The organism is Georgenia wutianyii, assembly GCF_006349365.1.
Lineage (GTDB): Bacteria > Actinomycetota > Actinomycetes > Actinomycetales > Actinomycetaceae > Oceanitalea > Oceanitalea wutianyii.
On sequence record NZ_CP040899.1, the window covers coordinates 3,409,559 to 3,435,976 of the forward strand.

The window sequence follows — 26,418 nt, forward strand, 5'->3', positions numbered from 1 at the left end:
CCCCTGAGGGGTTCGGGTCCTGCGCGGACCCGGACCCCTCACGTGCGTCACGGAGCGATGTTCGTGTTGTCCCGGAAGACGTTGGCCGGGTCGTAGCGACGCTTGAGCTCGCGCAGCCGGGCGAGGGTGGCCGGCGGGTAGGCCTCGGTCAGCCGCTCGGGCCGCGGGTCGCTGGAGAAGCTCGGGTAGCTGCCGGAGAAGTGGTGGGCCATCGCGTCCCACGCGCCGTCCAGCCGCTGCCGGCCCCCGCCGAAGGCGGTGAGGGAGAAGTTCGCCGAGCGGTGCGCGAACGCGGTGGCCTCCGGGGGGACGTCGGAGCCCGCCCCACCCATCGAGCGGATCTGGAAGAAGAAGGTGCTCCCCGAGCGCACGAGCCGCTCGGCGTCCGCCGCGAGCTGCGGGGTGAGGTGCTCGGCGAGCCCGGTGCGGCTCACCGGCTCCCCCTCGCTCGTCGGGTGGGTGTCCGGCGTGGCGACGAGGGCGGAGTAGGGCACGACCTGGACCGACTGGCTGACGAGCGGCCCGACCTGCGCGAACGGCTGGAGCATCGCGATGATCGTCGCGGGGTCCGCGGAGTCGACGACGGTGGTCGTCTGCGCGAGGAGCTGCCCGCCCCGCGGCGCGCCCATCATGAGGAAGCTGGTGAGCTCGCGCGGGGCCGCCTCGACGGCCGCGCCCCAGCGGGTGAGGAGGTCGGCGGTGTCGCTCGCGTCGTAGACGAGCTGGGCCACGCCCACGTCCCCGACCTCGGCGGCCTGCATCTCGAAGGCGGTGGCGACGCCGAAGTTGAAGCCGGCACCGCGGACCGCCCAGAAGAGGTCGGGGTGCTCCTCGGCGCTCGTACGCACGTGGGTGCCGTCGGCCAGGACGAGCTCCACGGCCCGCACGTGGTCGATGGTCAGGCCGTGGGCCCGCCCGAGGAAGCCGATGCCACCGGTGGTCGCCAGCCCGCCGACCCCGACGCCGCCGTAGTCCCCCGAGCTGATCGCCCAGCCGCGCGGGGCCAGCGCGGCGGCCACCTCGCCCCAGCGGGCACCCGGGCCGACCCGCACGAGCCGGGTCGCGTCGTCGAGCACCTCGATGGTGTTGAGCCGGGAGACGTCCAGGACGATGCCGCCGTCGTTGGTCGAGCGGCCGCTGATGCCGTGGCCCGCGCTGCGCAGGGACAGCGGCACGTCCTGGGCGCGCGCGAAGGCGAGCGCCTCGGCGACCTCCTCGGGTGTGCCGGGGCGCAGGACGAGGCCGGGCGACCCGCCCCGCAGGTAGGTGGAGCGCACTGCGGCGTACTGCGCGTCCCCGGGCTCGACCGCGGTGTCCGCGAGCGCCGCGGGCAGGTCGTCGTAGGCGATGCGCGGGCGGCGGGCGGCCAGCGCCGCGGCGCCGCGGGTGGGGGCGGGCGGGGTGCCGCGCCGGGCGCGCGCGTCGGCGACGGCCTCGCGCAGCGCGGGGGCGACGTCGCGGGCGAAGCGCTCGAGGGTGGCGGGGTCGTCGCTCGCGAGGACGACGGTGCCCACGCCGTCGTCGAGGACGAGCGGGAGGAGGTCGGCGACCCAGCGCTCCGGCGGGCCGTCGAGGAAGCCGGCGGCGTCGGGGGCGAAGCGGCCGGTGACGTTGAGGACGCGGCGGACCTCGCGCGGGTCGCGGCCCGCGGAGGCCGCGGCGACGTCGATCATCGCGTTCCCGTCGCGCAGGCCGGGCACGCCCGCGTTCCCGCCGGGGACGACCCAGCCGTCGGCGAGGCGCCCGACGAGGTCGAGCATCCGCCGTCGGGCGGCGCCGACCCACACCGGCACGGTGTGCGCGGGTGCCGGGCCGCGCTGCGCCCCGGTGAGCCGGTGGTGCTCGCCGCGGTAGCTGAGCGGGGTGGGCGTGGCGGCGTCCCACGTGCCGCGGACGACCTCGATCGCCTCCTCCAGTGCCGCGACGGACTGCCCGGGCGTCAGCCGGGGCACCCCCATGGCCTCCATCGCGTCCCAGAAGACGCCGGCGCCCAGGCCGAGGGTGAGCCGCCCGCCGCTGAGCAGGTCGAGGCTGGCGGCGGCGCGGGCGACGACGGCCGGCGGGCGCATCGGGACGTTGAGCACGCTCGGCGCGAGGCCGATGCGCTCGGTACGTCCGGCGATCCAGGAGAGCAGCGTCCACGTCTCGTGGAAGCGCGGCTGGTAGGGGTGGTCCTGGATCGTCACGAGGTCGAGGCCGAGCTCCTCGGCGCGCACGGCGAGGTCGACGGCGGCGTGGGGCGCCTCGGCGGTGGGGGTGAGGAAGACGCCGAGCTGGAGCGGGTGTCCGTAGTCCATCAGGCACGCTCCGCCGCGACGAGCTCACGCACGGCCGGGGCGATCTCCTGGCCGAGCAGGGCGAAGGCGGTGGGGTCGTCCCCGGCGAGGATGTAGGCGCTCACCCCGTGCTCCAGGGTGATCGCGGCGAGCTGCTCGGCCCACTGCTGGGGCGGCCCGACGAGGAGCCGGTCGCTGCGCTGGGCGGTGAGCCGGCCGCCGATGTTGAGCAGGCGGCGCACGGCGCGCGGGTCGCGTCCGGCGGCGGTGGCCGCCTCGTCGATGACGGCGTTGCCGGCGGTGAGGTCCTCCAGGCCGCTGAGGTAGGCGAGGGAGGGCAGCCACCCGTCGGCGCGGCGCCCGGTGAGGCGCAGCATCCGCGGCTTGTAGGCGCCCACCCACAGGCCGATGCCGTGCGCCGGCGCGGGGCCGCGCTTCGCGCCGTCGAGGTGGTGGTGGGCGCCCCCGGCGACGAGCCGGTCTCGGGTGCTCGTGTCCCAGATCCCGCGGATGACCTCGATCGCCTCCTCCAGGGCGACGACGGACTCCCCGGCCGTGAGGCGGGTGCCGCCCATCGCCTCGATGGCGTCCCAGAAGCCGCCGGCGCCGAGCCCGAGCTCGACCCGCCCGCCGCTGAGCAGGTCGAGGCTCGCGGCGGCGCGGGCGAGCACCGCCGGCGGGCGCAGCGGGACGTTGGCGACGTTCGGCGCGAGCCGGATCGTCGTCGTGCGGGCGGCGACGTAGGACAGCAGCGTCCACGTGTCGAGGAAGGAGGACTGGTAGGGGTGGTCCTGGAAGGTGGCGAGGTCGAGCCCGGCGGCCTCCGAGGCCTGGGTCAGGGCCACGACACGCTCCGGTGCGGCGGCGGTGGGCGTGATGAAGGAGCCGAAGAGGAGGTCGTGACCGTAGTCCGTCATAAGGCGGTCAACAGCGCGCCGCTCCCCCTATTCCACCTTGTGACCCACGCCCCACGTCAGGGACGGCGGCGGGCGCGCAGGGCGAGGGGCAGGGTGAGCAGGGAGAGCAGGCCGCCGGCGAGGACGGCGCCGGAGAAGGACGCCCCGGTTGCGAGCGCCCCGACGAGCACCGAGCCGAGACCCGTGCCGGCGTCGAACCCGATGTTCCACACGGCGCTTGCCGATCCGTAGTGCGGACGGCGCACCGACTCGAAGGCGACGACGAGCGTGAGGTTCTGCAGCCCGCCGTAGCTGACGCCGACGACCGTCGCGCCGAGGAGGAGGGCGACGGCGTCCGTCGCCGCCGGGTCGCGCACCGCCCACGCGACGAGCGCCATGCCGACGGCGGTGAGGACGACGAGCGGCCAGATGTAGGTGTCGGGGCCGGACCGGTCGGCGAGCGCCCCGACGCGCCAGCGGGCGAGCGCAGCGCTCACGGTGAGGAGCAGCAGGGCGAGCGTGCTGAGCAGCGCGCTGCTGCTCATCTGGGCCATGAAGGTGATGAGCGCCCCGCCGGCGAGGGTGACGGCGAGCAGCAGCACCATCGGTCGCAGCAGGCGGCCGTAGGGAGCGCGCTCGGGCGGCGCGGGCACGTGGTCGTGCATCCGGGCGAGGGCGAGCGCGGGGAACGTCCCGAGCGCGGGCAGCACCCCGAGAGCGAAGACGACGCCGAAGCCGAACCTGTCGACGATCCACGGTCCCGCCGAGAGGAAGAGCACCTGCGGCCCCGTGATCGCCAGGCCGTAGGCGCCGATCGCCCGTCCTCGCCGGGCCGGGTCGACGAGCTCGGCCACGAGGGCGCTGCCGGTCACCGTGACGATGCCGAACCCGAGGCCGCGCAGGGCGGAGACGGCGAGCACCGGGCCGAGCGCGTCGCTCAGCCCGAGCAGCGCCGACGGCAGCCCGAGCAGCAGCATCCCGGTGACGAGGACGGGACCCCAGCCCAGGCGACGCAGCGCGCCGGGAACGACGAGCTGGGTGAGCACGGTGAGGAGCATGAGGACGCCGTTGACCAGCCCGGACCCGACCGAACCCGCCCCGCCGTGGACGGCCCACAGCGGGGCGACCGGCAGCAGGGCGGCGTACCCGGAGAACCCCAGGCCGGTCATGGCCAGCAGCAGTGCCATACCGGGCACGCGCAGCACCGAGCCGCTCATGCGGCGCGGCAGGGGGCGGGCTGGACCATCCGTGCAGGCTAGCCCGCGATATCCGCTCGCCACCGCCGGCGGTCGCGTCCTACCCTCCTCGGCATGGTCATGGTCATGGTGCGTCGTGTCCGGGGCGCAGCGGCGCTCCCGGTGGAGCTACTACCGGCTCAGCCCTGACTGGGCGCGCACCCTCGTCGCCGAGGCCGGCGTGCGGGCCGGGGACACTGTCGTGGACCTCGGCGCGGGCGCCGGGGCATTGACCGGTCCACTGGTGGACGCCGGCGCCCGGGTCATCGCGATCGAGAGGCACCCGGCGCGGGCGCAGGCGCTGCGCCGCCGCTTCGGTGAGCGGGCCGTCGTCGTCGAGGGGGACATCCGCGACCTGCACCTGCCGCCGCGGCCCTTCCGGGTCGTCGCCAACCCGCCCTTCCACCTCGCGCGGACGGTGGTCGCGCGGCTGCTCGGTGCCCGGCTGCTCGTCGGGGCCGACCTCGTGCTGCGTCGGGACACCGCCGCGAACCTCGCGGGCCGGACGGCGGGCCGCCGCTACGTCGTCGAGCTCGGGCGATCCGTGCCGCGCGCGGCGTTCCGCCCGGCGCCGAGCGTCGACGCGGCCGTCCTGCGGATCCGGCGCCGCTGACGGCGGCCCGGGCACACCGGCTCAGCGGTCGCGCGGTGGCCCGGACCCCGGCACAGTGGGCGCGAGGACGGGAGGGCGTGATGACGAACGAGGAGCCCGGGCGCCGCGGCACGGTCGCGCCCTCGACGTGGGTGGGGCTGGCTCTGGCGGTCCTCGCGATCGTGTTCGTGCTGCAGAACCAGGGGCGGGTGACGATCCAGCTCCTGTGGATGAGGGTGGGCGCGCCGATGTGGCTCGTCCTGCTCATCCTCTTCCTCGTCGGGTGGGCGGTGGGCGCTCTCGTGCGTCGACGACGCAGGCGCTGACCCGCGAGCGATTGCCGGGACCCGACGCAGGCCGCACAGTGGGGCGATGGACGAGCAGCCCGACACCCGCGACGTCGTCGTCATCGGAGGGGGCCCGGCCGGACTCTCGGCCGCCCTGGTGCTGGGCCGGGCGCGCCGCACGGTCACCGTGGTGGACGGCGGCCACCCGCGCAACGCCTGCTCCCCGAGCCTGCACGGCTTCCTCACCCGCGACGGCGCCACCCCCGCCGAGTTCCTCGCCGCTGCCCGCCGGGACGTGGCCGGCTACGGGACCGAGCTGGTCGAGGACGAGGTCGTCGCCGTCGCCGGTGGCCCGGACGACTTCCGCGTGACGCTCGCGGGTGGTCGGGTGCTGCGTGCCCGGCGCCTCGTCGCCGCGACCGGGGTGCGCGACGAGCTGCCGGACGTCCCCGGCCTGTCCGAGCGCTGGGGCCGCGACGTCCTCCACTGCCCCTACTGCCACGGCCACGAGGTGCGCGACCGGACCCTCGCCGTCGTCGCCGACGACGCCGAGGGCGCCGTCCACCAGGCCCTGCTCCTCGGGCAGTGGTCCGGCGACGTCGTCCTCCTCCTCCACGGGATCGCCGAGGAGGAGCTCGACGACGACGGGCGTGCGCTGCTCGCCGGGGCGGGGGTCAGCGTCGTCGCCGGACCGGTGGGCTCGCTCGTCGTCGCGGACGACGAGGTCCGGGGCGTGCGTCTGGAGGACGGACGGCAGGTCGCGTGCGAGGCCGTCTTCGTCGCCCCCCGCTTCCGCCTCAACCTCGGGCCGCTCGCCGCGCTCGGCCCGCGGACCGTGGCCGGGGACATGGGCTCGCGCCTCGAGACCGACGACCAGGGCCGCACGAGCGTCCCTGGCCTGTGGGCGGCGGGCAACCTCGCCGACCTCTCCGCCCAGGTGCTCGGGGCGGCCGAGCTCGGCTCGCGGACGGCCATCGGGATCAACGGCGAGCTCGTGCTCGCCGACGCTCGGGAGCGGGCCGCCGCCCGGTTCGCGCCGGCTGGCGGGCCACGGCGCCCTGCGATGGAATAGCGGTGGGGGAAGGGGCGTGGCATGCGCTACGTGGTGGGGGCCGACATCGCGGTCGACCTTGCCCGGCGCGGCGCGCGGCCCGGCATCCGCGTCCACCTGCTCGCTCCGACGCTGATCCGCTCGGAGCTGCTCTCCTCGCTCTACCGGCTCGTCCACGACGGCACGCTCACCCGCGCGGATGCCGACCGGTACCTCGACCACATCCACGCGCTGCGGATCCGGCTCCTGGGTGATCGCGTGCTGCAGCGCAACGCGTGGCAGGTGGCCGAGCAGCTGTCCTGGCCGGACACCCTGACGGCGGAGTACGTCGCCCTCACCCGGCTCCAGGCGGACGCCTTCGTCACGCTCGACGCCGCGCTCGCCCAGGCTGCCGCCCGGCTCGTGCGCGTCGCGACGGTGGAGGAGCTCCTCGAGCCCTAGAGGTACTCCTCGGGCTCGTCGTCGGCGAGCAGGCAGCGCAGGCGCACCTGGATCATCTCGTGCTCGGCGCCGAGCTCATCGCGCCACGAGACCGGTCGCTGCACCGTCAGGACCGACTCCACGGTCGCACTCATCTGTCACCTCTCCGGACGTCCTCCCCGAAGGCCGTCTCATCCGGACCATCGGCCGTGGGGGGTCGGACATGAGCGATTCGTCCCGATCGGGCGTCACCCGGCGGCGCCTCCGGCGCGCAAGCCGGCGAGGAGGACGGCCACGAGGTGCGGCACGAGGTCGGGGACCTCCTGGTGCACCACCGCGGGCTGCGGCCGGGTGATCATGCCGACGGCAATGACGAGCTCGAGGGGGGTGAGCTCGGCGCGGACGACGCCGGCGGACCGGGCGCCGGCGAGCACCTCGCCGACAGCCGCCAGGGTGCGGTCCTGCGCGTCGCGGACGTCGGAGGTGAGCTCGCCGTCGGCGTGCTCGGCGAGCGCCGCGGTGACGGCGCCGAGCTCGAGGTCGACGAGGCGGCCGACGAAGCGGGTCCATGCGGCGTCGGGGTCACGGGCAGCGTCCTCGAGGGCGTCCGTCGCCGCCGCGGCCATGTCGGCGAAGGTCGCGAGGACGACCTCGTCGGCGAGCGCGGCACGGGACTCGAAGTTCCGGTAGAGGGTGGCGATGCCCACACCTGCGGCCGCGGCGACGGTCTCGAGGGGGACGTCGCCGCCCGAGGTTGCGAAGAGATGCCGCGCCTCGCGCAGGATCGCGGCACGTCGGCGGGCAGCGTCGGCGCGCACACGGACCTCCCTGGGACGGCTGGTGAAGGGCTTGACTCCCACGCTAACCGGAGGCGTATCATCCACATAATCGGAGGAAGCACCTCCACTTAGATGATTGGCGCCGTCCGCTCGTGACCGACCTGCTCGCCCAGACAGACATCTCCCCCGATCAGGCGCCCGCGCGCCGCACTCCGCCGCCCTGGGCGAAGATGCTCGGCCTCACCGCCGGGCTCGGCATCGTCCTCGTGCTCCTGCTCGCCGTCTTCATCATGCCCGCCCTCAAGAGCGGGCCCACCGACCTGCCGCTGGGCGTCGTCGCCACCGACGCGACGGCCACCTCGATCGAGGAGACGCTCACCGCCTCCGCGCCCGGCTCCTTCGACCTCGAGCGGTTCGACTCGGCCGACGCGCTCACCGAGGCGGTGCGCGGGCGGGAGGTCGCCGGTGGCTTCGTCGTCGACGGCGCGGGCATCGAGGCCGTGGTCGCGAGCGCCGGCTCGACGGCGATCTCCTCCACGATCTCGGCGACGGCGGAGATGCTCGCCGCGGCGAGCTCGACCGGGACGACCGTGACCGACGTCGTCCCGCTGCCGGACACCGACCCGACCGGGATCGGCATCGGCGGCCTGGCGTTCCCGCTCGTCTTCGGCGGCATCGTCCCCGCGGTCGCGTTCCGCACGATCTTCCCGCGCAACAACGGCTGGAAGCTCGCCGGGATCCTCACCTTCTCCGTCGTCGGCGGGCTCGTCGTCGCCACCGTGCTGCGGTTCGTCTTCGGCAGCATCGACACGAGCTTCTGGCCGGTCACCGGGGCGATGGCGCTCGGCATCGCATCCCTGGCGATGCCGCTCGCGGGCCTGCAGGAGGCCCTGGGGAGCAAGGGCTTCACGCTGAGCGCGATGGTCATGATGTTCCTCGGCAACCCCCTCGCCGGGATCGCGACGACCTCCGCCTGGCTTCCGCCCGTCCTCGGCACCTTCGGCCAGCTCCTCCCCCCGGGGGCCGCCGGCACCCTCGTGCGCTCGGCCGCCTACTTCGACGGCGCCGGAGGGCTCACCGCGGCGCTCACGCTCGTCACATGGTTCGTCCTCGGGCTCGTCGTCCACACCGTCGGGGTGCGGCGCAAGGCCCGGGCCGCTGCCTGAGGGTCGGCCTCACGGGAGGCCACCGCCTGGCGCTCCGCCGGTGACTCGTCGAACGGCGAGTCGCCGGTCAGCCACGCCCCGAGGAGCAGGAGCAGGAGGGCCAGCAGCATGAACGCGAGCGAGAGCCACATCGGCCGCTTCCACGCGTCCTTCTCACGCCAGGTCACGGCTCGTCCCCGCGTCGGTGCCCGGGCCACCAGCCGCCGTCACCGTCCGTGGGTGGGTCACGGCGTCACGGCGTCACGGTGAGCTCGGCCTCGGCGAACGTCCCCGTCGCCTCGACGAGTCCGGTGCCCCCGCCGTCGACGTCCGGGACGGTCACCTCGACGGTGAACGAACCCGACTCCGACGCGTCGACCGTCGCCAGCGTCACCGGCTCGCGGCCGGGGAGGCTGAACACGAGGGCCACGCCCTCGTGCGGTTCCTGGGTCTCGACGGCCACCACGGTCCCGTCCGGGCCGACCTCGCCGACATCCGCGCAGCCGTCGAACAGCCCTTCCCCGGTGACCGTCACAGAGTCTCCGGCGGCAGCCGTCGTCGGCTCCACGGACAGGACCGGAGGGGCGCACCCCGCATCCCCACCACTCATGCCGCCCGCGTCGGAGCCGCCTGCGTCGGCGCTGCACGCGACGGCGCTGAGCACGACGGCTGCGGCGAGCACGGTCGTTGTCGCACGGCCCTCTCCTCGACTGTTTCGGAATCTAGCGAGGACTCCTCTGCCCGTCCCACGAATCGCGCATGCCGGGACGGCGACATCGCAGGGTCACACGACCGTGGCCCTGAGCCGACGCAGGGCGGCCCGACCGCACCCTGGCACGGCGACCCGCACCGAAATCTCCTTGACGGTGACACTGCTGGAGGCTCAAGACTGAGGAGATGGCGCCCCGCGACCTCATGAGGATCAGGACCTTCGCGCGCAGGAGAGCCGTGTCTCCCCGGCGACGACGGTCGGCCGTTCGCCGTGCCCGCAGAGGTCACCTGGCAGGACGACAGCCTGCGCTTCGCGCCACCCGCACCCCAACCTCTCGGACAACCTGCGCCGACTCGGGTCGTTCGGCTCCGCGAGCACACACCTGACGGCAGCCCGAGAGCACGTCGACCAGCCTCTCCGCGCGCGAGACCGGCCCGCTGACCAGGAACAAGGACATCGCATGAGCCAGAGCCTGCGTGACATCGTCACCACCTACATCGACGGCTTCCGGGCCAGTGACCACGAACGGATCCTCGCCACCCTCACCGACGACGTCGAGTGGGTCATCCATGGACACCGGACGACGCGGGGAAAGGCCGAGTTCGACGCCGAGATCGAGAACCCGGCGTTCACCGGCAGCCCGACCCTCGACGTCCAGCACCTCTACGAGGACGGGGACGTCCTCGTCGCCACCGGCGAAGGTGGCGGCGCGACGGTGGCCGACGGGCCGTTCCGCTTCGCGTTCGCCGACGTGTTCACCTTCCGTGCCGGGCTCATCGCGCGCGTGGACTCCTACGTCGTCCCGCTGGACTGAGCGGCGCACGGCGCGGGCGACACGACCGGACCTGTCCGGACTCCCCGCAACCGTGAGGCCTTATCCATCCAGTGACGGCTGTATAGTCAGCGCATGCTGACCAGTATGGACCGTCTCGACGTGATGAACCGGTTGGGCCGCGCGATGGCCGACCCGACCCGGTCACGGATCCTCATGACGCTGCTCGACGGGCCGAGCTACCCAGCCGTGCTCGCCCGTGACCTCGGGCTGACCCGTTCGAACGTGTCCAACCACCTCACCTGCCTGCGCGACTGCGGCATCGTCCTCGCCGAGCCGGAGGGCAGGCAGACGCGGTACGAGATCGCCGACCCGCACCTGGCTCGCGCCCTCACCGCGCTGGTCGACGTCACGTTGGCCGTCGACGTGGACGCGCCGTGCCTCGACAGCGCCTGCCTCGTTCCTGGCTGCTGCGGCGGGAGCGAGTCATGACGGCCGTGATCCCGGCACACCGCCGCGCGACCCTGCACCGGCGCGTGAGGATCATCGTCGGCGTCACCATCACCTACAACGTCCTCGAGGCGGTCGTGGCGATCTGGGCCGGCGCCCTGGCCTCCTCCACCGCGCTCATCGGCTTCGGGCTGGACTCGGTCATCGAGGTCCTGTCGGCTCTCGCGATCGCCTGGCAGTTCACTCGCAAGGACCCCGAGAGGTGGGAGACCGGCACGGTCCGCGCCGTCGGCATCGCCTTCTTCGCCCTGGCCGCCTACGTCATCGTCGACTCGGTCCTCTCGCTGACCGGAGCCCGGGAGGTCGACTCCAGCCCGCTGGGAATCGGCATCGCCACCCTGAGCCTGATCGTCATGCCCGCGTTAGCCTGGATCGAGCACCGGACCGGCCGCGAGCTGCGGTCCAAGAGCGTGATGGCAGATGCCAGACAGCTCGTCCTGTGCGTCTACCTGTCCGGCACCGTGCTCATCGGCCTGCTCCTCAACACCCTCGTCGGCTGGGACTGGGCAGACTCGGTCGCAGCCCTCGTGGTGGCTTACCTCGCGATCCGCGAGGGCCTCGAAGCCTGGCGCGGGGAGGTCGAATCACCCTTCGAGGTTCTGGAAGAGATGGACGAGGACGACGAACCGAACCCGGGCGACATTCCCGGACGCCTCTCCACCTGAACGACTTTCTGTCGTTGACGACCCCTGCGTCGCGCACCAATCCTCAGCGCTCCGACCGGGTCCGTCCGGCATGTTGCAACGCGCGCGCGGAGACCCTCTCGGCCGGGAGCGATCCGTCATGAGCCGCCGACGTCCGGGTTCCTGCGGCCGTCTAGCGGTCCTTTGCCAGGTCGCTGGGGTGGCGGACGGCAAGGTCCAGGCTCATGGCGAGTGTGACCACTGCCCAGGTCCCGGCCAGACCGATGCCCCAGAGAACGGGGACGGCCGGGTCGATGTAGTGGGCGGGGAGGGCGAGGGGTGCCGTCGCGGCGGACAGTGCAGCGATGCCGGCGATGAGGAGCGTTTCCAGGGTGAGCAGTGTCATGAGTGACGTGGGAGAGGTGCCGGACATGCGGTAGACGGCCAGCTCGCTCGACCGCAGCCGGGTCACGATGGCTGTGGCGATGGCACCCAGAAGGCCGAGCAGCAAGGGCAGCCAGCGGCTGAGGCGCTCGAGGTAGTTGAGGGCTGGGTCGCTCGTGGCAGTGAGGAGTTGGGAATGCTGCACGGACAGGTGACATCTGATTGTGCGACAGTCCCGATGCACTTCGAGTGACTTGTACGAGGAACGGCTCGCAGTCTCCTGGCTCGGACCGTCCACAGCACTCGCCCCGGCCGCCCAGCACGACAACGCATAGCGCCGTGCCACCAGCACCCGCACCACTGGCCGGCCCACAGCCCGCGTCCAGGCGGCCTTGTGCAGAAATAGGCACGTCGGAGCGGCCGGTCTCGTGCAGTTTGTGCAGTTCTAAGTGCGAGAGTGCAGTTTCAGCGAACTCTCGGCACTTCTAGTGGGCCATGTCCGTGAAGCGCGAGTAGTGGCCCTGGAAGGCGACGGTGATCGTGTCGGTCGGGCCGTTACGGTGCTTGGCCACGATGATGTCGGCCTCTCCCGGGCGGGAGTCCTTGTCGTAGGCGTCCTCGCGGTGCAGGAGCATGACCATGTCCGCGTCCTGCTCGAGGGAGCCAGACTCACGCAGGTCGCTCATCATCGGCTTCTTGTCGGTGCGCTGCTCGGGGCCACGGTTGAGCTGGGCGACGGCGATGACGGGCACCTCGAGCTCCTTGGCCAGGAGCTTGAGCGCACGGGAGAACTCCGAGACCTCCTGCTGGCGGGACTCCACCCGCTTGCCCGAGGACATGAGCTGGAGGTAGTCGACGACGATGAGGCGCAGGTCGTGGCGCTGCTTGAGGCGCCGCCCCTTCGCACGGATCTCCATGAGCGACATGTTCGGGCTGTCGTCGATGAACAGCGGCGCCTCGGAGACCCGGCTCATCGCGGCGGCGACCTTCGTCCAGTCCTCGTCGCGCATCGTGCCCTTGCGCATGTTCTGCAGCGGTACGCCGGCCTCGGCGGACAGCAGACGCATCGTCAGCTCGGTGCGGCCCATCTCCAGGGAGAAGACCACCGACGTGAGGCCGTGCTTGATCGAGGCCGAGCGGCAGATGTCCAGCGAGAGCGTCGACTTACCGATGGCGGGACGCGCGGCGACGATGATCATCTGCCCGCCGTGCAGGCCGTTGGTCAGCGCGTCGAGGTCGGCGAACCCGGTCGGCACGCCGACCATGCCCTCCCCGCGGTTCGCGTTGTTCTCGATCTCCTCCATCGTGAGGTTGATCGTGTCCCGCAGCGGGACGTAGTCCTCGCTCGTGCGCCGCTCGGTGACGGCGTACACCTCGGCCTGGGCGGCGTTGACGAGGTCGTCGACCTCCCCGCCGTCGGTCGCGTACCCGAGCTGGGCGATGCGGGTGCCGGCCTCGACCAGCCGCCGCAGCACGGCCTGGTCGCGCACGAGTCGGGCGTAGTAGCCCGCGTTCGCGGCCGTGGGCACCGAGGAGATGAGCGTGTGCAGGTAGGCCGCGCCGCCCACCCGGCCGAGCTCGCCCCGCTTGCTCAGCTCCGCGGCGACGGTGACGGCGTCGGCCGGCTCACCGCGCCCGTAGAGGTCGATGATCGCGTCGTAGACGAGCTCGTGCGCCGGGCGGTAGAAGTCCTGCCCGCGCACCTCCTCGACGACGTCGGCGATGGCGTCCTTGGACAGCAGCATCCCGCCGAGCACACTCTGCTCCGCGGCGAGGTCCTGCGGCGGGGTGCGGTCGTACAGCTCCCTGCCCGCCGACCTGGACTCCATCACCCTGTCGTCAAGATCCGTCATCCGCCATCCCTCCTGCTCATGGTCTACCTCGGACCTCCGACATCACCGGCCCGTATCGACCCACAGGTGGCCCCGGGGCATCGCTCGGACGCCCGCGCGGGTCACCTGCCGAGCCACCGTACGGGCCGCGCCGACGCGAATCCATCCACGGGTGTGGACAGACCTGGGGACAGATGGTGGATACGGTGGGTCCGGCCGTGCACAGGCGGTGGACAATCGTGTGGATAACACCGGTGCAACTCACCCGGACCCGCGGAATTCCGCGGAACTGCTCGTACACACAGTGTGGAAGGAAACTGGTCGGCACATTGGTGGACAACGTTCCCGGACGGGACGGCGGACGCGTTCTCGACCGGCAGATCCTCGCCCTCGCGGTCCCCGCGCTCGGCGCGCTCGTCGCCGAACCGCTCTTCGTCCTCATCGACTCGGTCATGGTCGGGCGCCTGGGCACCGCCGAGCTCGCCGGGCTGTCCCTGTCCTCCACGCTCCTCGTCTCCGTCGTCGGCGTCTTCGTCTTCCTCGCCTACGCCACCACCGCGGCGACCGCCCGGCGCATCGGGGCCGGGGACCGGGCCGGGGCGGTGAGCGCCGGCATCGACGGCATGTGGCTCGCCCTGGGACTGGGGCTGGTCGCCGCGGTGGCGCTCGTCCTCGGCGCCCCGTGGGTCGTCACCGCCCTGGGCGCCGAGGGCGCCGTCGTCCCGCACGCCGTGGACTACCTGCGTTACTCCTCCGCCGGCCTGCCCGGCATGTTCCTCGTCATGGCCGCCACCGGCACGTTGCGCGGCCTGCTCGACACCCGCACCCCGCTCGTCGTCGCCACCCTCGGCGCCGCGCTCAACGTCGCGCTCAACGCCGTCCTCATCTACGGCCTCGGGCTCGGGGTGGCGGGTTCGGGCCTCGGCACCGCGATCACCCAGACCCTCATGGGTCTCACGCTCGGCGTCGTCGTCCTGCGCGGGGCGCGCGGCCTCGCGGTGTCCCTGCGCGCCCGCCCCGCCGGAATCTGGGCCAGTGCCCGCTCCGGCGTCCCGCTCTTCGTCCGCACCGTCACGCTGCGCATCGCCATCCTCCTCACCGTCGTCACCGCCACCTCCCTCGGGGCCACCGCGCTGGCCGCCCACCAGGTCGTCAACGCGCTGTGGGGGCTCGCCGCCTTCGCGATGGACGCCCTCGCCATCGCCGCCCAGGCGATGATCGGCCAGGGCCTGGGCGCGGGCGACCGGCCCCGCGTGCGCGCCGTCCTCCGACGGACCCTGCAGTGGGGGGTGGGCTTCGGCGCCGTCATCGGGGTGCTCGTCGCCGCCGGCGGCTGGTGGCTCACCACCCTGTTCACCACCGACCCCGACGTCCGCACCGCGGCCGCCGTCGCGCTCGTCGTCACGGGCCTGACGATGCCGATGGCCGGGTGGGTGTTCGTCCTCGACGGCGTCCTCATCGGCGCCGGGGACGGCAGGTTCCTCGCCTGGGCTGGCGTCGTCACGCTCGTCGTCTACGTGCCACTGCTCGCGGCGGTGTGGATGTGGGCGCCGTCGGGCGGGGCCGGCCTCGCGTGGCTGTGGGCGGCCTTCGCCGGCGGCTTCATGGCCACCCGCGCGGTCACCACCGGGCTGCGCGCCCGCGGCGAGCGCTGGATGGTGCTCGGGGCTTGACGCCTTGGGTGTGGACTCGTGGACCTCACAGGTCCGGAAGTCCACACCGAAGGCGCGTCGCGAGCCGCTCCGGAGACGCCGAACGCCGGGACCGCCTCAGCGGTCCCGGCGTCCTGTGGAGCGGGTCAGGCCTCGACGACCTGGACGGTCACGTTCGCCTGCACCTCGGGGTGCAGACGGACCTGCACGCGGTGCTCGCCGAGCGACTTGATCGGGTTGCCGACCTCGATCTTGCGCTTGTCGACGGACGGGCCACCGGCCGCCTTGACGGCGTCGGCGATCTCGCCGGTGGTCACCGAGCCGAACAGGCGACCACCCGCGCCGGCGCGCACGGCGACGACGACGGGCTTGGACTGCAGCGAGTCACGCGCGGAGCGTGCCTCCTCGACCGAGGCGATCTCGCGGGCCTTGCGGGCCTTGCGGATCTGGTCGATCTGCTTCTGCCCGCCCTTGGTCCACGGGGTCGCCAGACCACGGGGCATGAGGAAGTTACGGGCGTAGCCGTCCTTGACCTCGACGATGTCACCGGCTTCACCGAGGCCGGAGACCTCGTGGGTGAGAATGAGCTTGGCCATTGTCAGTCTCCTCCGGTCAGCGAGCGGAGCTCGCGTAGGGCAGCAGAGCCATCTCGCGGGCGTTCTTGACCGCCTTGGCGATGGCGCGCTGCTCCTGGACGGACACACCCGTCACCCGACGCGCGCGGATCTTGCCGCGGTCGGAGATGAACTTGCGCAGCAGCGCGGTGTCCTTGTAGTCGATGCCCTCGACCTTCGCCGACTTCAGCGGGTTGGCCTTCTTCTTGATGGGCTTGCGAAGTACGGGCTTCGCCATGATGTGCTCCTAGGGGTCTTCGTGCACGGCGCGAGCCGTGCTGTACGTCTGATCAGAAGGGGGGCTCGTCACCGAACGAGCTCGACCCACCCGTGGCCCACGGGTCGTCCGACTGCCCGCCGGCGGGCTGGCCGAAGCCGCCGCCCTGCTGGCCGCCGTAACCGCCGCCCTGCTGGCCACCGCCACCGCCGCCGCCGAAGCCGCCGCCGCCACCGCCCCCACGCTGGGTGCGGGTGACCTTGGCCGTGGCATAGCGGAGCGAGGGGCCGACCTCGTCGACCTGCATCTCCACCACGGTGCGCTTCTCGCCCTCACGGGTCTCGAAGGACCGCTGGACGAGTCGACCCTGGACGATGACACGGTTGCCCTTGGCGAGGGACTCGGCGACGTTCTCCGCCGCCTCCCGCCACACCGAGCAGCGCATGAACAGCGTCTCGCCGTCCTTCCACTCGTTGGACTGCCGGTCGAACGTCCGCGGCGTCGAGGCCACGGTGAAGCTCGCGACGGCCGCACCCGAGGGGGTGAAGCGCAGCTCGGGGTCAGCCGTCAGGTTGCCCACGACGGTGATGACGGTCTCGCCTGCCATGTCGGTCTCCTCTGGGGTGCAGGTGGGGCCGGGAGGCTCAGTGAGCGTCCGGACGGATGAGCTTGGTGCGCAGGACGGACTCGTTGAGTCCGAGCTGGCGGTCGAGCTCCTGAGCGAGCTCCGGCGTCGCCGTCATGTCGACGACGGCGTAGATGCCCTCGGAACGCTTGTTGATGTCGTAGGCGAGGCGACGCTTGCCCCAGATGTCGACCTTGTCGATCTGGCCGCCACCGGTCTTGACGACCGCGAGCAGCTTGTCGAGCGACGGGGCGACCGTGCGCTCGTCGACCTCCGGGTCGAGGATGATCATCAGTTCGTACTGACGCATGCTTGGTACCCACCTCCTTTGGACTTGGCGGTCACGGACGGTCCGTGACAGGAGGGTGATGCGTTCGTCGGCCGCGGCGGGTACGCAGGTACGCACCGACCACGGCCAGCGCACCAGTCTAGCGCACTCCGACCCGGCCCCGGTGCGTCATCCACATCACCCTTGCCGCGCACAATGAGCCCATGACGACGCGCGGCTTCACCTCCGACAACGCCTCCGGCGCCCACCCCGCCGTGCTCGCGGCACTCGTCGCCGCGAACGAGGGCCACGCCCCCTCCTACGGCGCCGACGCCCTCACCGCCGAGCTCGCCGAGCGCACCCGGGAGGTCTTCGGCCCCGACGCCGCGATCTTCCCCGTCCTCAACGGCACCGGCGCCAACGTCGTGGCCCTCACCGCGCTGCTCCAGCGGTGGGACGCCGTCGTGGCCGCAGAGCTCGCCCACGTCGCCACCGACGAGTCGACCGCGCCCCAGCTCGTGGGCGGCTTCGCCCTGCGCACCCTGCCGGCGCCCGGCGGCCGGATCGACCCGGAGGACCTCACCGCCCTGCTCGCGGCGCAGGACGGCAGCGTCCACCACGCCCGCCCCGCCGCGCTCACCCTCACCCAGAGCACCGAGCTCGGGACCGTCTACACCCCGGCGGAGCTCGCCCGGCTCACCGGCCTCGCCCACGCGCACGGCCTGGCCGTCCATGTCGACGGCGCGCGGCTGGCCAACGCCGCCGCCCGTCTCGGCACGTCGCTGCGCGAGCTGACCACCGACGTCGGCGTCGACGTGCTGTCCTTCGGCGCGACGAAGAACGGCGCGCTGTTCGGGGACGCCGTCGTCGTCACCGACCCGGCCCTCGCCGAGCCGGTCGCCCGGCTGCGCAAGGCGAGCACCCAGCTCGCCTCGAAGATGCGGTTCGTCTCGGCCCAGCTCCTCGCGCTGCTCACCGACGACCTGTGGCGCACGACGGCGGCCCAGGCCAACGACGCCGCGGACCACCTGGCGCAGCGGCTGCGCGAGGACCTCGGCATCGAGCCGGTCCATCCGGTCCAGGCCAACGCCGTCTTCCTGCCCGTCCCGCCCGAGCGCCTGGACGATGTCCTCGCCCAGGTGCCGGTCCTCCCGTGGGACCGTCGCACCGGCCTGCTGCGGGCGGTGTGCTCCTTCGACACGACCGAGGAGGACGTCGCCGCGCTCGTCACCGGCCTGCGCCGCGTCCTCGGCTGACGGGGCCGGCGACATGGCGAAGGCCCGCCCCTCCCGGCCGTGAGGCCGAGGAGGGGCGGGCCCAGGTGCGTCCAGGTGGCGTCAGGTGCCGGCGCCGGTCGCGGTGCCGTCGCCCCCGGCGGAGCTGCCGGGGTCCTGCCCGGCGGATCCGCCGGACCCGCCGCCGGACCCACCGCCGGACCCACCGCCGGTCCCGCCGGACCCACCACCGTCAGCGGGTGGCGGCGGCTCGGGCGTCGGGGCCGGGACGGTCGGCTCGGGCGTCGGCTCGGGCGCGGGCTCCGGCGTCGTCGGCTCCGGCTCGGGCTCCGGGGCCGGCGGCTCGGGCTGCGGCTCGGGCGTCGTCGTCGGCTCGGGCGTCGGCTCCGGCGTCGGCTCCTCCGTCGTCGGCTCCTGGGTCGGCTCCGGGACGAACGTCGGGGTCTCCGGCGCGGGCCGCTCCGGGAACTCCTCGACCGGCTCGTCGGCGAGCGCCGCGATCATGAAGTCGCGCCACATCGTCGTCGGGTAGGTCGAGCCGGTGATCGAGGAGTACTCACCGAACGGGGTGAGGCTCTCCTCGGTGCCACCCTCACCCACCTGGTACATCGCGACGACGGTCGCGAGCTGGGGGGTGTAGCCGGCGAACCACGCCGAGCGGCCGTCGTTGGACGTGCCGGTCTTGCCGGCCGCGGGACGCTCGAGGCCGCGTGCGCGCACGCCGGTGCCCTCCTCGACGACCTGGGTCATCGCGTAGGTCGCCTCGGCCATGACGTCCGGCTCGAACACCTCGGTGCCGTTGGAGCTGCCGGCGTAGATGACGTTGCCGTCCGCGTCCTGCACCTGGGCGACGATGTAGGGGTTGTGTCGCACACCCTGGGCGGCGAACGTCGCGTAGGCGCGGGCCATGTCGAGGGGGTGCGGCGAGGCCGGGCCGAGCACGTTCGACGGGACTGCCGCCAGGCCCGCCGTGTCCTCCGGCAGGCCGGCGTCGATCGCCGCCTGCACCGACTTCTCCGGTCCGATCTCCGTGTTGAGCAGCGCGTAGGAGGTGTTGACCGACTGCTCGGTCGCCTCGACGAGGTCGATCTCCCCGCGGTTGACGGAGTCGTAGTTGTTCACCGGACGGTCGAAGCCGGGGATCTCCATCGGGGTGTAGCTCGGGAAGCGGGTGCTCAGCGGCACCCCCTCGCGCAGCGCGGCGACGAGCGTGAACGGCTTGAACGTCGAGCCCGCCTGGGCGACGTCCTGGGTGGCCGCGTTGCGCGACTGGGTGACGAAGTCCGGCCCGCCGTACAGCGCGACGATCTGCCCGGAGTCCGGGTCGATCGACACGAGCGCGACGCGGTTGTTCTCCGGCCGGTCCTCCGGCAGCGAGTCGACCACCGCGACCGCAGCCTCCTGCGCGGAGTGGTCGATCGTCGTCGTGATCCGCAGACCGAGGGTGTCGATCTGCTCCTCGCTCATCCCCGCCTTCTCGACGAGCTCCTTGCGGACCATGTCGAGGAGGTAGCCCTCGGGGCCCGCGTAGGTGTCCGAGCGGACGTGCTCGATCGTCTCCGGGAAGGTCTGCTGGGCGGCCTCGTCCTCGGTGATCCACCCGTCGCGGACCATGAACTCCAGGGTGCGCGCCCAGCGCTCCTCGGCCCGCTCGGGGTTGATGGCCGGGTCCCACGCGCTCGGCGCCGGGATGACGCCGGCGAGGAGCGCCGACTCCGAGAGGGTGAGCTCGGAGGCCGGCTTGCCGAAGTAGGCCTGCGCGGCGGTCTGGACGCCGTAGGCGTTGCGCCCGAAGTAGATGGTGTTGAGGTAGTCCTCGAGGATCTCGTCCTTGGTGAGCTCGCGGTCGATCTTCAGCGCGAGGATCGCCTCGCGGAACTTGCCGACGTAGCTCGTCGTGGTCCCGAGGTAGTAGCGCTCGACGTACTGCTGGGTGAGGGTCGAGCCACCCTGGGTCGCGTTGCCCTGGAGGTTGTTCACCAGGGCACGGCCGATCGCGATCGGGTCCACGCCGACGTTCTCGTAGAAGCGGCGGTCCTCGGAGGCGACGACGGCCTGGCCCAGGTAGTCGGGCAGCGTGTCGAGGTCGACGATCTCGCGGTTGTACTCCGCGAAGCTGCCCATCTCCGTCTCGTCGTCCGCGTAGAAGACGTGAGTGCCCTGCGCCTGGGCGAAGTCGCCCGGCTCGGGGATGTCGGTGGTGGCGTAGGCGGCGACGAGGATGCCGGCGACGACGGCGATGCCGGTGACGACCGTGCCGAGCACGACCCGCCAGCTGGGCAGCCAGCGCCGGACGGGGCCCTTGCCGGCTCGTGGGTAGTCGAAGCGCCGCTTGCGCGTCGTCGTCGTTCCGGCCGACCGGCCGGCGGTGGACCGGGTCCGGCCCTGGGCGCTCGCTGAGCGCCCGGACTCCTTCTTGGCCGCCACGCGTCTCCTCCTCGCCTACGAAATGTGCGGACAGGCTGCCCGACGACCACCCAGTATGGGGTACCGACCGCGGCCAACCAGGGGGTCGGGCGCCCGCGGGGACGGGCCTTCACACGATCCGACCACCCCCTTCGCAGCCGTTCACCGCCGAGGTGAGGCGGCTCACCGCCTCCCCGGCCGCAGACCACGCGGCCCGCCCCCGCCCCGCCTGCCGACCCCCGCCGAGGTCGCACATGTCCGTCAACGGTCGCCGGATGGTTCGGCGGGACCGGGACGGAAGGTGCGACCTGGGCGGCAGCCGGAGGACGGGCGAGGGGCGGGCCGGGTGGGTGGCTCAGCGCTCGACGTCGCCGGCGATGAACGCCTCGACGGAGGCCCGGGCGACCTCGTCGTGACGCTGCTCCGGCGGGGACTTCATGAAATAGCTCGACGCCGAGAGGAGCGGGCCGCCGATGCCACGGTCCAGGGCGATCTTCGCCGCACGGATCGCGTCGATGATGATGCCCGCGGAGTTCGGGGAGTCCCACACCTCGAGCTTGTACTCGAGGTTGAGCGGGACGTCACCGAAGGCCTTGCCCTCGAGGCGCACGTAGGCCCACTTGCGGTCATCCAGCCACTGGACGTAGTCGCTCGGGCCGATGTGGACGTTGCGCGGGGCCAGCTCGCCCTCGATGTTCGAGGTGACGGCCTGGGTCTTGGAGATCTTCTTCGACTCGAGGCGGTCGCGCTCGAGCATGTTCTTGAAGTCCATGTTGCCGCCGACGTTGAGCTGGTAGGTCCGCTCCAGCCGCACGCCGCGGTCCTCGAAGAGCTTGGCGAGCACGCGGTGGGTGATCGTGGCGCCCACCTGGGACTTGATGTCGTCCCCGACGATCGGCACACCGGCCGCGGTGAACTTGTCGGCCCACTCCTTGGTGCCGGCGATGAAGACGGGCAGCGCGTTGACGAAGGCGACCCCGGCGTCGATGGCGCACTGCGCGTAGAAGCGGGCGGCCTCCTCCGATCCCACCGGCAGGTAGCAGACGAGGACGTCGACCTGCGCGTCCTTGAGCGCGGCGACGACGTCGACCGGCTCGGCGTCGGACTCCTCGATCGTCTCGGAGTAGTACTTGCCGAGGCCGTCGAGGGTGTGGCCGCGCTGGACCACGACGCCCGTCGTCGGGACGTCGCAGAGCTTGATGGTGTTGTTCTCGCTCGCGTCGATGGCCTCGGCGAGGTCGAGCCCGACCTTCTTCGCGTCGACGTCGAAGGCGGCGACGAACTCGACGTCGTGCACGTGGTAGTCCCCGAAGGTCACGTGCATGAGGCCGGGGACGGACTCCTGCGGGTCGGCGTCGGCGTAGTACCGCACGCCCTGGACCAGCGAGGAGGCGCAGTTGCCCACGCCCACGATCGCCACACGGATAGAACTCATTCCTGCTCCTTCGATGAGGTGGTGGACGGGGCGGCGCCCTCGTCCGGTCGGTCCGGGGACGGCGGGCCGGCCGCCGGGCCGGGAGGTCGTAGGTCGAGCGCGCCGGGGGTGCCGCGCTCGGTGTCGATGAGGTTCTCCAGCCACTCGACCTCACGCTCGACCTGCTCCAGGCCGTGGCGGACGAGCTCGGCGGTGTAGGAGTCCATCCGCTCCCGGGCGCGCTGGGTGGACTCGCGCAGCATGGCGAGGCGCTCGAGCATGCGGGCGCGGCGGCCCTCGAGGATGCGCAGCCGGGTGCGGGCGTCGGTGACACCGAAGAGCGTGAAACGGACGTCGAAGGCCTCGTCGTCCCACGCTGCGGGCTCGGCCGTGGCCAGCGTGCTGGCCAGGCGCTCGCGTCCGGCGTCGGTGAGCCGGTAGACGATGCGCGCCCGTCGCCCGGCGAGCGCGTGGGGCAGCGTGTCGCCGTTCGCCTGGGTGATGAGCCCGGCCTCGGTGAGGCGGCGCAGCGCCGGGTAGAGCGAGCCGTAGGACAGCGTGCGGAAGGCGCCGAGCTGGGCGCTCAGCCGCCGGCGCAGCTCGTAGCCGTGCATGGGGACCGAGCCGAGCTGGCCGAGGATGGCGAGCTCGAGCACGTCGGCGCGGGTGCTCATCGGCGGTCCCCCTTCCTCTTGTCTATGTATCGCTGCGATATATCGGGCCGAGCCTAGCGCACCGGGTGAGCGCGTCCGGACGTCCGCCCGCTGCGCCCTCTGCCCGGCCGCGCGGCGCGGAACCTGCCACGAAGTGCCGTGCCGAGGCCCTCACGACGCCCGAGGTGCGGCGTGTCGCGGGCGTGTCGGGGACTTCGTGGCAGAAAGGGCGGCGCCGACCTCGGCCGGAGCCGGACGCACGCCGCCGGGCCACGGCCCCGCCGGGCCGGGCGCGCCCGGCGGGCCCTCGGATAACCTGCTGCGGTGCTGTCCCGAGGTGTGACCCGACCATGAGCGTGCTGTCCGACCTGCGCACGCTCGTCGTGCACCCAGGCTTCCGCAAGCTCTTCACCGTGCGACTCGTCTCCCAGTGCGGGGACGGCATGTTCCAGGTCGGGCTCGCCACGCTCTTCTTCTTCAGCCCGCAGAACATGGCGACGGCGGGCGGTGTCGCGACCGCGTTCGCCGTGCTGCTCCTGCCGTTCACGGTCGTGGGGCCGTTCGCCGGGCCGCTGCTCGACCGGTGGCGGCGCCGGCAGGTGCTGCTCGTCGGCAACGCGGTGCGGGTGGTCCTCGCGATCGTCCTCGCGGTCCTCATCGGCACCGGCGGGGTGAGCACCCTCGTCTACGTGCTCGCGCTCGTCACGCTCGGCATCAACCGCTTCCTCCTCGCGGCACTGTCGGCCGGCCTGCCCCGGGTCGTCCCGCGCGACCAGCTGCTCATCGCCAACACCCTGACGCCGACGCTCGGTGCGGTGTCGGCGGCCGCCGGTGCCGTCCTCGGCCTGCTCGTCGGGTTCCTCGTCCCCGACGCCGTCACCGACTCCGCGTCCCTCGTGTGCGCGGGCCTGCTCTTCGGGGCCGCCTCCGCCCTCGCGCTGCGGCTCGGGCGCGACGAGCTCGGCCCGACGACGCCGGCCCGGGTCGGGGTCTCCGACGCCGTCCAGCGCACGCTGCGTGAGCTCGGCGACGGCGCGCGCTACCTCGTGCGCCGCGGCACCCCGGGCCTGGGCCTGGGCGTCATGGCCGTCCACCGCTTCCTCTACGGCGTCAACTTCATGGCGCTCATCCTCATCTCGCGCAACCTGCTCTCCGACCCCACCGACGCCCGCGCCGGGCTCGCCACGTTCGGGCTGCTCACCGGGATCTCCTTCGCCGGCAACGGACTGGCGATCGTCCTCACGCCGCTCGCCCACGAGCGGATGTCCCCGTCCCGGTGGATCGTCGTGTGCCTGGGCGCCGGGGCGGTGAGCCAGCTCCTCCTCGTGACGACCCCGCTCATGGGGGTGGTCGCGGCCTCCGCCGTGCTTCTCGGGCTCAGCGTTCAGGGCGCGAAGATCGCCGTCGACACGATCGTCCAGCGCGACACCCACGACGACTACCGCGGCCGCGCGTTCTCCCTCTACGACGTCCTGTACAACGCGGCGTTCGTCGGTGCGGCGGCGCTCGGGGCGGCCGCCCTGCCGGACACCGGCTGGTCCCGGCTCGTCTTCGCCGTGCTCGCCGTCGTCTACGTCGTCGTCGCGCTGCTCTACCGCGGTGGGACGGCCCGGATCCAGGACACGGCGCGGCCCGTCCTCGCCGCGGAGGCACCCGGTCCCGGGACCCGGTCACGGACGGACGGCGACGCCGCGGCGGAGTAGCGTGCCGCGCATGACCGACGCCTTCGCCGACCTCCTCGCCGCCAACCGCCGCTACGCCGACGACTTCGCGCTGTCCGGGTTCGACGGCGTCGCCCGCGCCGGCGTCGCCGTCGTCACCTGCATGGACTCGCGCATCGACCCGCTCGGGATGATCGGGCTGGTCCCCGGCGACGCGAAGATCCTGCGCAACCCGGGCGGGCGGGTCACCGACCAGGTGCTCGTCGCCCTCGTCCTCGGGGTCAACCTCCTCGGGGTGGAGCGGGTGCTCGTCATCCAGCACACCCGCTGCGCGATGGCCTCGCGCTCGGAGGAGGAGCTGCAGGCGGAGATCAGCCGCCGGCAGGGCCAGGACGCGACGTGGATGTCCCTCGGGGTCATCACCGACCAGCTCCGCTCGATCCGCGCGGAGGTCGCCAAGGTGCGCGCCCACCCGCTCATCCCCGACACGGTCGAGGTGGGCGGGTTCCGCTACGACGTCGACACCGGCCTGCTCGAGCCCGTCGCCTGACCGGCGCTCACCCCCCTCACCACCCGCCGAGAGAGGGGCGTTACTTGTCCTGGGCGGCCCACCAGGCGAGCAGCGCCTCACGGGCGGGCTCCTCGCCCAGCGGCCCACGCTCCATGCGCAGGTCGAGGAGGAAGCGGTAGGCCTTGCCGACCACCGGGCCGGGCGGCACGCCGAGGATCGCCATGATCTGCTCGCCGTCGAGGTCCGGCCGGATCTTGGCCAGCTCCTCCTCCTCGGCGAGCGTCGCGATGCGCTGCTCGAGGTCGTCGTAGGCGGCGGCGAGGCGCATCGCCTTGCGGCGGTTGCGGGTGGTGCAGTCGGCGCGGGTGAGGCGGTGGAGCCGCTCGAGGAGCGGCCCGGCGTCGGTGACGTAGCGGCGCACCGCGGAGTCGGTCCAGTGGCTCTCGCCGTAGCCGTGGAAGCGCAGGTGCAGCTCGACGAGACGGGAGACGTCCTTGACGGTCTGCTTGTCGAAGCGCAGCGCCTTGAGCCGCTTGGCGGCCATCCGCGCGCCGACGAGCTCGTGGTGGTGGAAGCTCACGCCGCCGGCCGGCTCGAAGCGGCGGGTGGCGGGCTTGCCGATGTCGTGGAGCACGGCGGCCAGGCGCAGGACGAGGTCCGGGCGCGGGACCGCGCCGTCGGGCCCGGTCTCCAGGGCGATCGCCTGGTCGAGGACGACGAGGGTGTGCTCGTAGACGTCCTTGTGCCGGCGGTGCTCGTCCACGGTGCGCTGCAGCTCGTCGAGCTCGGGCAGCACGACCGCGGCCACACCCGTGTAGACCATGAGCTCCAGGCCCCGGCGGGGGCGGTCGGACAGGAGCAGCCGCTCGAGCTCGGCGCGGATCCGCTCGGGGGAGACGATCTCGAGCCGGTCGGCCATGGCCGACATCGCCGCCATGACGCCGGGGTCGACGTCGAAGCCGAGCTGGGCGCTGAAGCGGGCGGCGCGCATGATGCGCAGCGGGTCGTCGTCGAAGGACTGCTCCGGGTCGGCCGGGGTGCGCAGCAGGCCCGCCTGGAGGTCCTCGAGCCCGCCGAAGGGGTCGACGAAGGTGAGCGCGGGAAGGCGCACCGCCATCGCGTTGACGGTGAAGTCGCGGCGGGACAGGTCCCCCTCGAGGGTGTCGCCGTACTCGACCGTGGGCTTGCGGGAGTCGGGGTCGTAGGACTCGGTGCGGTAGGTCGTCACCTCGACGACGACGTCGCCCTTGCGCGCGCCGATCGTCCCGAACTCCCGGCCGACGTCCCAGTGCGCGTCGCCCCAGGAGGCGAGCAGGCGCTCGGTGTCCTCCGGGCGGGCGGAGGTGGTGAAGTCGAGGTCGTGGCTCACGGTCCCGAGGAACGCGTCGCGGACCGGGCCGCCGACGAGGGCGAGCTCGTGCCCCGCGGCGGAGAAGACGGCGCCGAGCTCGAGCACGGCAGGGGGCAGCGCGGTCAGGGCGGCGGCCGCCGTCCGGGCGAGCGCGGCAGGTGAGTCGGACACTGCCACAGCCTGCCACGGCGTCCCCCACCGTCGGAACCGGGGACCAGTGCCTGTGCGCGAGACCACGCGGGAGGCCCGATTCGGGCGCGTGGGTCCGGCAGCCCCCAGGCGGGTTGATTATGGTGA

General features: G+C 73.0%; 27 protein-coding genes and 1 pseudogene. 12 read left to right on the forward strand and 16 right to left on the reverse strand.

Annotated elements, in window-relative coordinates:
- Nucleotides 1-47: 47 nt before the first annotated feature.
- The 3 genes and pseudogenes from FE251_RS15145 to FE251_RS15155 form a co-directional block, all read right to left on the reverse strand.
- Nucleotides 48-2,297 (reverse strand): LLM class flavin-dependent oxidoreductase, encoded by a 2,250-nt coding sequence (locus tag FE251_RS15145; protein ID WP_139072290.1) that lies wholly within the window; start codon nt 2,295-2,297, stop codon nt 48-50.
- A 2-nt stretch (nt 2,298-2,299) separates the two neighbouring features.
- A pseudogene (locus FE251_RS15150) lies at nt 2,300-3,193 on the reverse strand (LLM class flavin-dependent oxidoreductase); the annotation flags it as partial.
- Nucleotides 3,194-3,249: 56 nt separating this feature from the next.
- Nucleotides 3,250-4,389, reverse strand: coding sequence for an MFS transporter (locus tag FE251_RS15155; RefSeq protein WP_230976467.1), 1,140 nt, complete (start codon nt 4,387-4,389; stop codon nt 3,250-3,252).
- 115 nt (nt 4,390-4,504) lie between these two features.
- On the opposite strand from FE251_RS15155, the gene FE251_RS15160 reads away from it, so the two are divergent.
- From FE251_RS15160 to FE251_RS15175, 4 genes are all read left to right on the forward strand, one after another.
- The gene (locus FE251_RS15160) at nt 4,505-5,020 is read left to right on the forward strand and encodes an rRNA adenine N-6-methyltransferase family protein (RefSeq protein ID WP_223147550.1); all 516 of its coding nucleotides are present in this window, start codon (nt 4,505-4,507) and stop codon (nt 5,018-5,020) included.
- Between the two features lie 80 nt (nt 5,021-5,100).
- Complete coding sequence (locus tag FE251_RS15165) at nt 5,101-5,325, forward strand: LapA family protein (protein ID WP_139072287.1); 225 nt, start codon at nt 5,101-5,103, stop codon at nt 5,323-5,325.
- Between the two features lie 46 nt (nt 5,326-5,371).
- The gene (locus FE251_RS15170; RefSeq protein WP_139949184.1) at nt 5,372-6,358 is read left to right on the forward strand and encodes an NAD(P)/FAD-dependent oxidoreductase; all 987 of its coding nucleotides are present in this window, start codon (nt 5,372-5,374) and stop codon (nt 6,356-6,358) included.
- A 21-nt stretch (nt 6,359-6,379) separates the two neighbouring features.
- Nucleotides 6,380-6,778 (forward strand): type II toxin-antitoxin system VapC family toxin, encoded by a 399-nt coding sequence (locus FE251_RS15175; protein ID WP_139072285.1) that lies wholly within the window; start codon nt 6,380-6,382, stop codon nt 6,776-6,778.
- On the opposite strand, the gene FE251_RS15605 is transcribed toward FE251_RS15175, so the two are convergent.
- Complete coding sequence (locus FE251_RS15605) at nt 6,775-6,912, reverse strand: hypothetical protein (RefSeq protein ID WP_168202760.1); 138 nt, start codon at nt 6,910-6,912, stop codon at nt 6,775-6,777. The genes FE251_RS15175 and FE251_RS15605 overlap by 4 nt on opposite strands.
- Before the next feature lie 93 nt (nt 6,913-7,005).
- Nucleotides 7,006-7,575: an SbtR family transcriptional regulator gene (locus FE251_RS15180; RefSeq protein WP_139949185.1), complete on the reverse strand. Its 570-nt coding sequence runs from the start codon at nt 7,573-7,575 to the stop codon at nt 7,006-7,008.
- A 113-nt stretch (nt 7,576-7,688) separates the two neighbouring features.
- Here FE251_RS15180 and FE251_RS15185 point away from each other — a divergent pair, with 113 nt between their 5' ends.
- Nucleotides 7,689-8,702: a hypothetical protein gene (locus FE251_RS15185; RefSeq protein ID WP_223147551.1), complete on the forward strand. Its 1,014-nt coding sequence runs from the start codon at nt 7,689-7,691 to the stop codon at nt 8,700-8,702.
- Nucleotides 8,703-8,934: 232 nt separating this feature from the next.
- Here the strand turns inward: FE251_RS15185 and FE251_RS15190 are convergent, their stop codons facing one another.
- Complete coding sequence (locus tag FE251_RS15190; RefSeq protein WP_139949186.1) at nt 8,935-9,216, reverse strand: hypothetical protein; 282 nt, start codon at nt 9,214-9,216, stop codon at nt 8,935-8,937.
- Between the two features lie 637 nt (nt 9,217-9,853).
- Here FE251_RS15190 and FE251_RS15195 point away from each other — a divergent pair.
- The 3 genes from FE251_RS15195 to FE251_RS15205 all read left to right on the forward strand — a co-directional run bounded on the left by FE251_RS15195 (nt 9,854) and on the right by FE251_RS15205 (nt 11,340).
- Entirely contained in the window at nt 9,854-10,207 is a 354-nt protein-coding gene (locus FE251_RS15195; RefSeq protein WP_139949187.1) for a nuclear transport factor 2 family protein, read from the forward strand.
- Between the two features lie 93 nt (nt 10,208-10,300).
- The gene (cmtR, locus tag FE251_RS15200; RefSeq protein ID WP_139949188.1) at nt 10,301-10,657 is read left to right on the forward strand and encodes a Cd(II)/Pb(II)-sensing metalloregulatory transcriptional regulator CmtR; all 357 of its coding nucleotides are present in this window, start codon (nt 10,301-10,303) and stop codon (nt 10,655-10,657) included.
- Nucleotides 10,654-11,340, forward strand: a complete 687-nt coding sequence (locus FE251_RS15205; protein ID WP_139949189.1) for a cation diffusion facilitator family transporter — start codon at nt 10,654-10,656, stop codon at nt 11,338-11,340. The genes cmtR and FE251_RS15205 overlap by 4 nt, the downstream gene beginning before the upstream one ends.
- 151 nt (nt 11,341-11,491) lie before the next feature.
- On the opposite strand, the gene FE251_RS15210 is transcribed toward FE251_RS15205, so the two are convergent.
- Both FE251_RS15210 and dnaB read right to left on the reverse strand, forming a co-directional pair.
- Entirely contained in the window at nt 11,492-11,887 is a 396-nt protein-coding gene (locus FE251_RS15210) for a hypothetical protein (RefSeq protein ID WP_139949190.1), read from the reverse strand.
- Nucleotides 11,888-12,167: 280 nt separating this feature from the next.
- Nucleotides 12,168-13,535, reverse strand: a complete 1,368-nt coding sequence (gene dnaB, locus FE251_RS15215; protein WP_139072279.1) for a replicative DNA helicase — start codon at nt 13,533-13,535, stop codon at nt 12,168-12,170.
- Nucleotides 13,536-13,846: 311 nt separating this feature from the next.
- Between dnaB and FE251_RS15220 the strand changes: the two genes are divergently transcribed.
- On the forward strand, nt 13,847-15,187 hold the full coding sequence (locus tag FE251_RS15220; RefSeq protein ID WP_230976468.1) for an MATE family efflux transporter: 1,341 nt from the start codon (nt 13,847-13,849) through the stop codon (nt 15,185-15,187).
- A 125-nt stretch (nt 15,188-15,312) separates the two neighbouring features.
- On the opposite strand, the gene rplI is transcribed toward FE251_RS15220, so the two are convergent.
- From rplI to rpsF, 4 genes are read right to left on the reverse strand one after another with little or no spacing between them, the layout of a single operon-like run.
- Entirely contained in the window at nt 15,313-15,762 is a 450-nt protein-coding gene (gene rplI, locus FE251_RS15225) for a 50S ribosomal protein L9 (RefSeq protein ID WP_139072277.1), read from the reverse strand.
- A gap of 16 nt (nt 15,763-15,778) precedes the next feature.
- On the reverse strand, nt 15,779-16,018 hold the full coding sequence (gene rpsR / locus FE251_RS15230) for a 30S ribosomal protein S18 (RefSeq protein ID WP_139072276.1): 240 nt from the start codon (nt 16,016-16,018) through the stop codon (nt 15,779-15,781).
- A gap of 52 nt (nt 16,019-16,070) precedes the next feature.
- Entirely contained in the window at nt 16,071-16,604 is a 534-nt protein-coding gene (locus FE251_RS15235) for a single-stranded DNA-binding protein (RefSeq protein ID WP_139072275.1), read from the reverse strand.
- A gap of 37 nt (nt 16,605-16,641) precedes the next feature.
- Complete coding sequence (gene rpsF / locus FE251_RS15240) at nt 16,642-16,932, reverse strand: 30S ribosomal protein S6 (protein WP_139072274.1); 291 nt, start codon at nt 16,930-16,932, stop codon at nt 16,642-16,644.
- 182 nt (nt 16,933-17,114) lie between these two features.
- On the opposite strand from rpsF, the gene FE251_RS15245 reads away from it, so the two are divergent.
- Nucleotides 17,115-18,146, forward strand: a complete 1,032-nt coding sequence (locus FE251_RS15245; protein ID WP_139949192.1) for a threonine aldolase family protein — start codon at nt 17,115-17,117, stop codon at nt 18,144-18,146.
- Nucleotides 18,147-18,227: 81 nt separating this feature from the next.
- Here FE251_RS15245 and FE251_RS15250 read toward each other — a convergent pair whose 3' ends face one another.
- From FE251_RS15250 to FE251_RS15260, 3 genes are all read right to left on the reverse strand, one after another.
- Nucleotides 18,228-20,552, reverse strand: coding sequence for a transglycosylase domain-containing protein (locus FE251_RS15250; protein ID WP_139949193.1), 2,325 nt, complete (start codon nt 20,550-20,552; stop codon nt 18,228-18,230).
- A 334-nt stretch (nt 20,553-20,886) separates the two neighbouring features.
- Nucleotides 20,887-21,966 carry an inositol-3-phosphate synthase gene (locus FE251_RS15255; protein ID WP_139072272.1) on the reverse strand — a complete coding sequence of 360 codons (1,080 nt, stop codon included), beginning with the start codon at nt 21,964-21,966 and terminating at the stop codon, nt 20,887-20,889.
- On the reverse strand, nt 21,963-22,619 hold the full coding sequence (locus tag FE251_RS15260; RefSeq protein ID WP_139949194.1) for a PadR family transcriptional regulator: 657 nt from the start codon (nt 22,617-22,619) through the stop codon (nt 21,963-21,965). Before FE251_RS15260 ends, FE251_RS15255 begins: the two co-directional genes overlap by 4 nt.
- Nucleotides 22,620-22,948: 329 nt before the next feature.
- Here FE251_RS15260 and FE251_RS15265 point away from each other — a divergent pair, with 329 nt between their 5' ends.
- Complete coding sequence (locus FE251_RS15265; RefSeq protein WP_139072270.1) at nt 22,949-24,301, forward strand: MFS transporter; 1,353 nt, start codon at nt 22,949-22,951, stop codon at nt 24,299-24,301.
- A gap of 10 nt (nt 24,302-24,311) precedes the next feature.
- Nucleotides 24,312-24,809: a beta-class carbonic anhydrase gene (locus FE251_RS15270; protein ID WP_139072269.1), complete on the forward strand. Its 498-nt coding sequence runs from the start codon at nt 24,312-24,314 to the stop codon at nt 24,807-24,809.
- A gap of 40 nt (nt 24,810-24,849) precedes the next feature.
- Here the strand turns inward: FE251_RS15270 and FE251_RS15275 are convergent, their stop codons facing one another.
- A complete protein-coding gene (locus FE251_RS15275; RefSeq protein WP_218013642.1) occupies nt 24,850-26,292 on the reverse strand; it encodes a CCA tRNA nucleotidyltransferase in 1,443 nt (480 codons plus the stop codon).
- Nucleotides 26,293-26,418 lie beyond the last annotated feature (126 nt).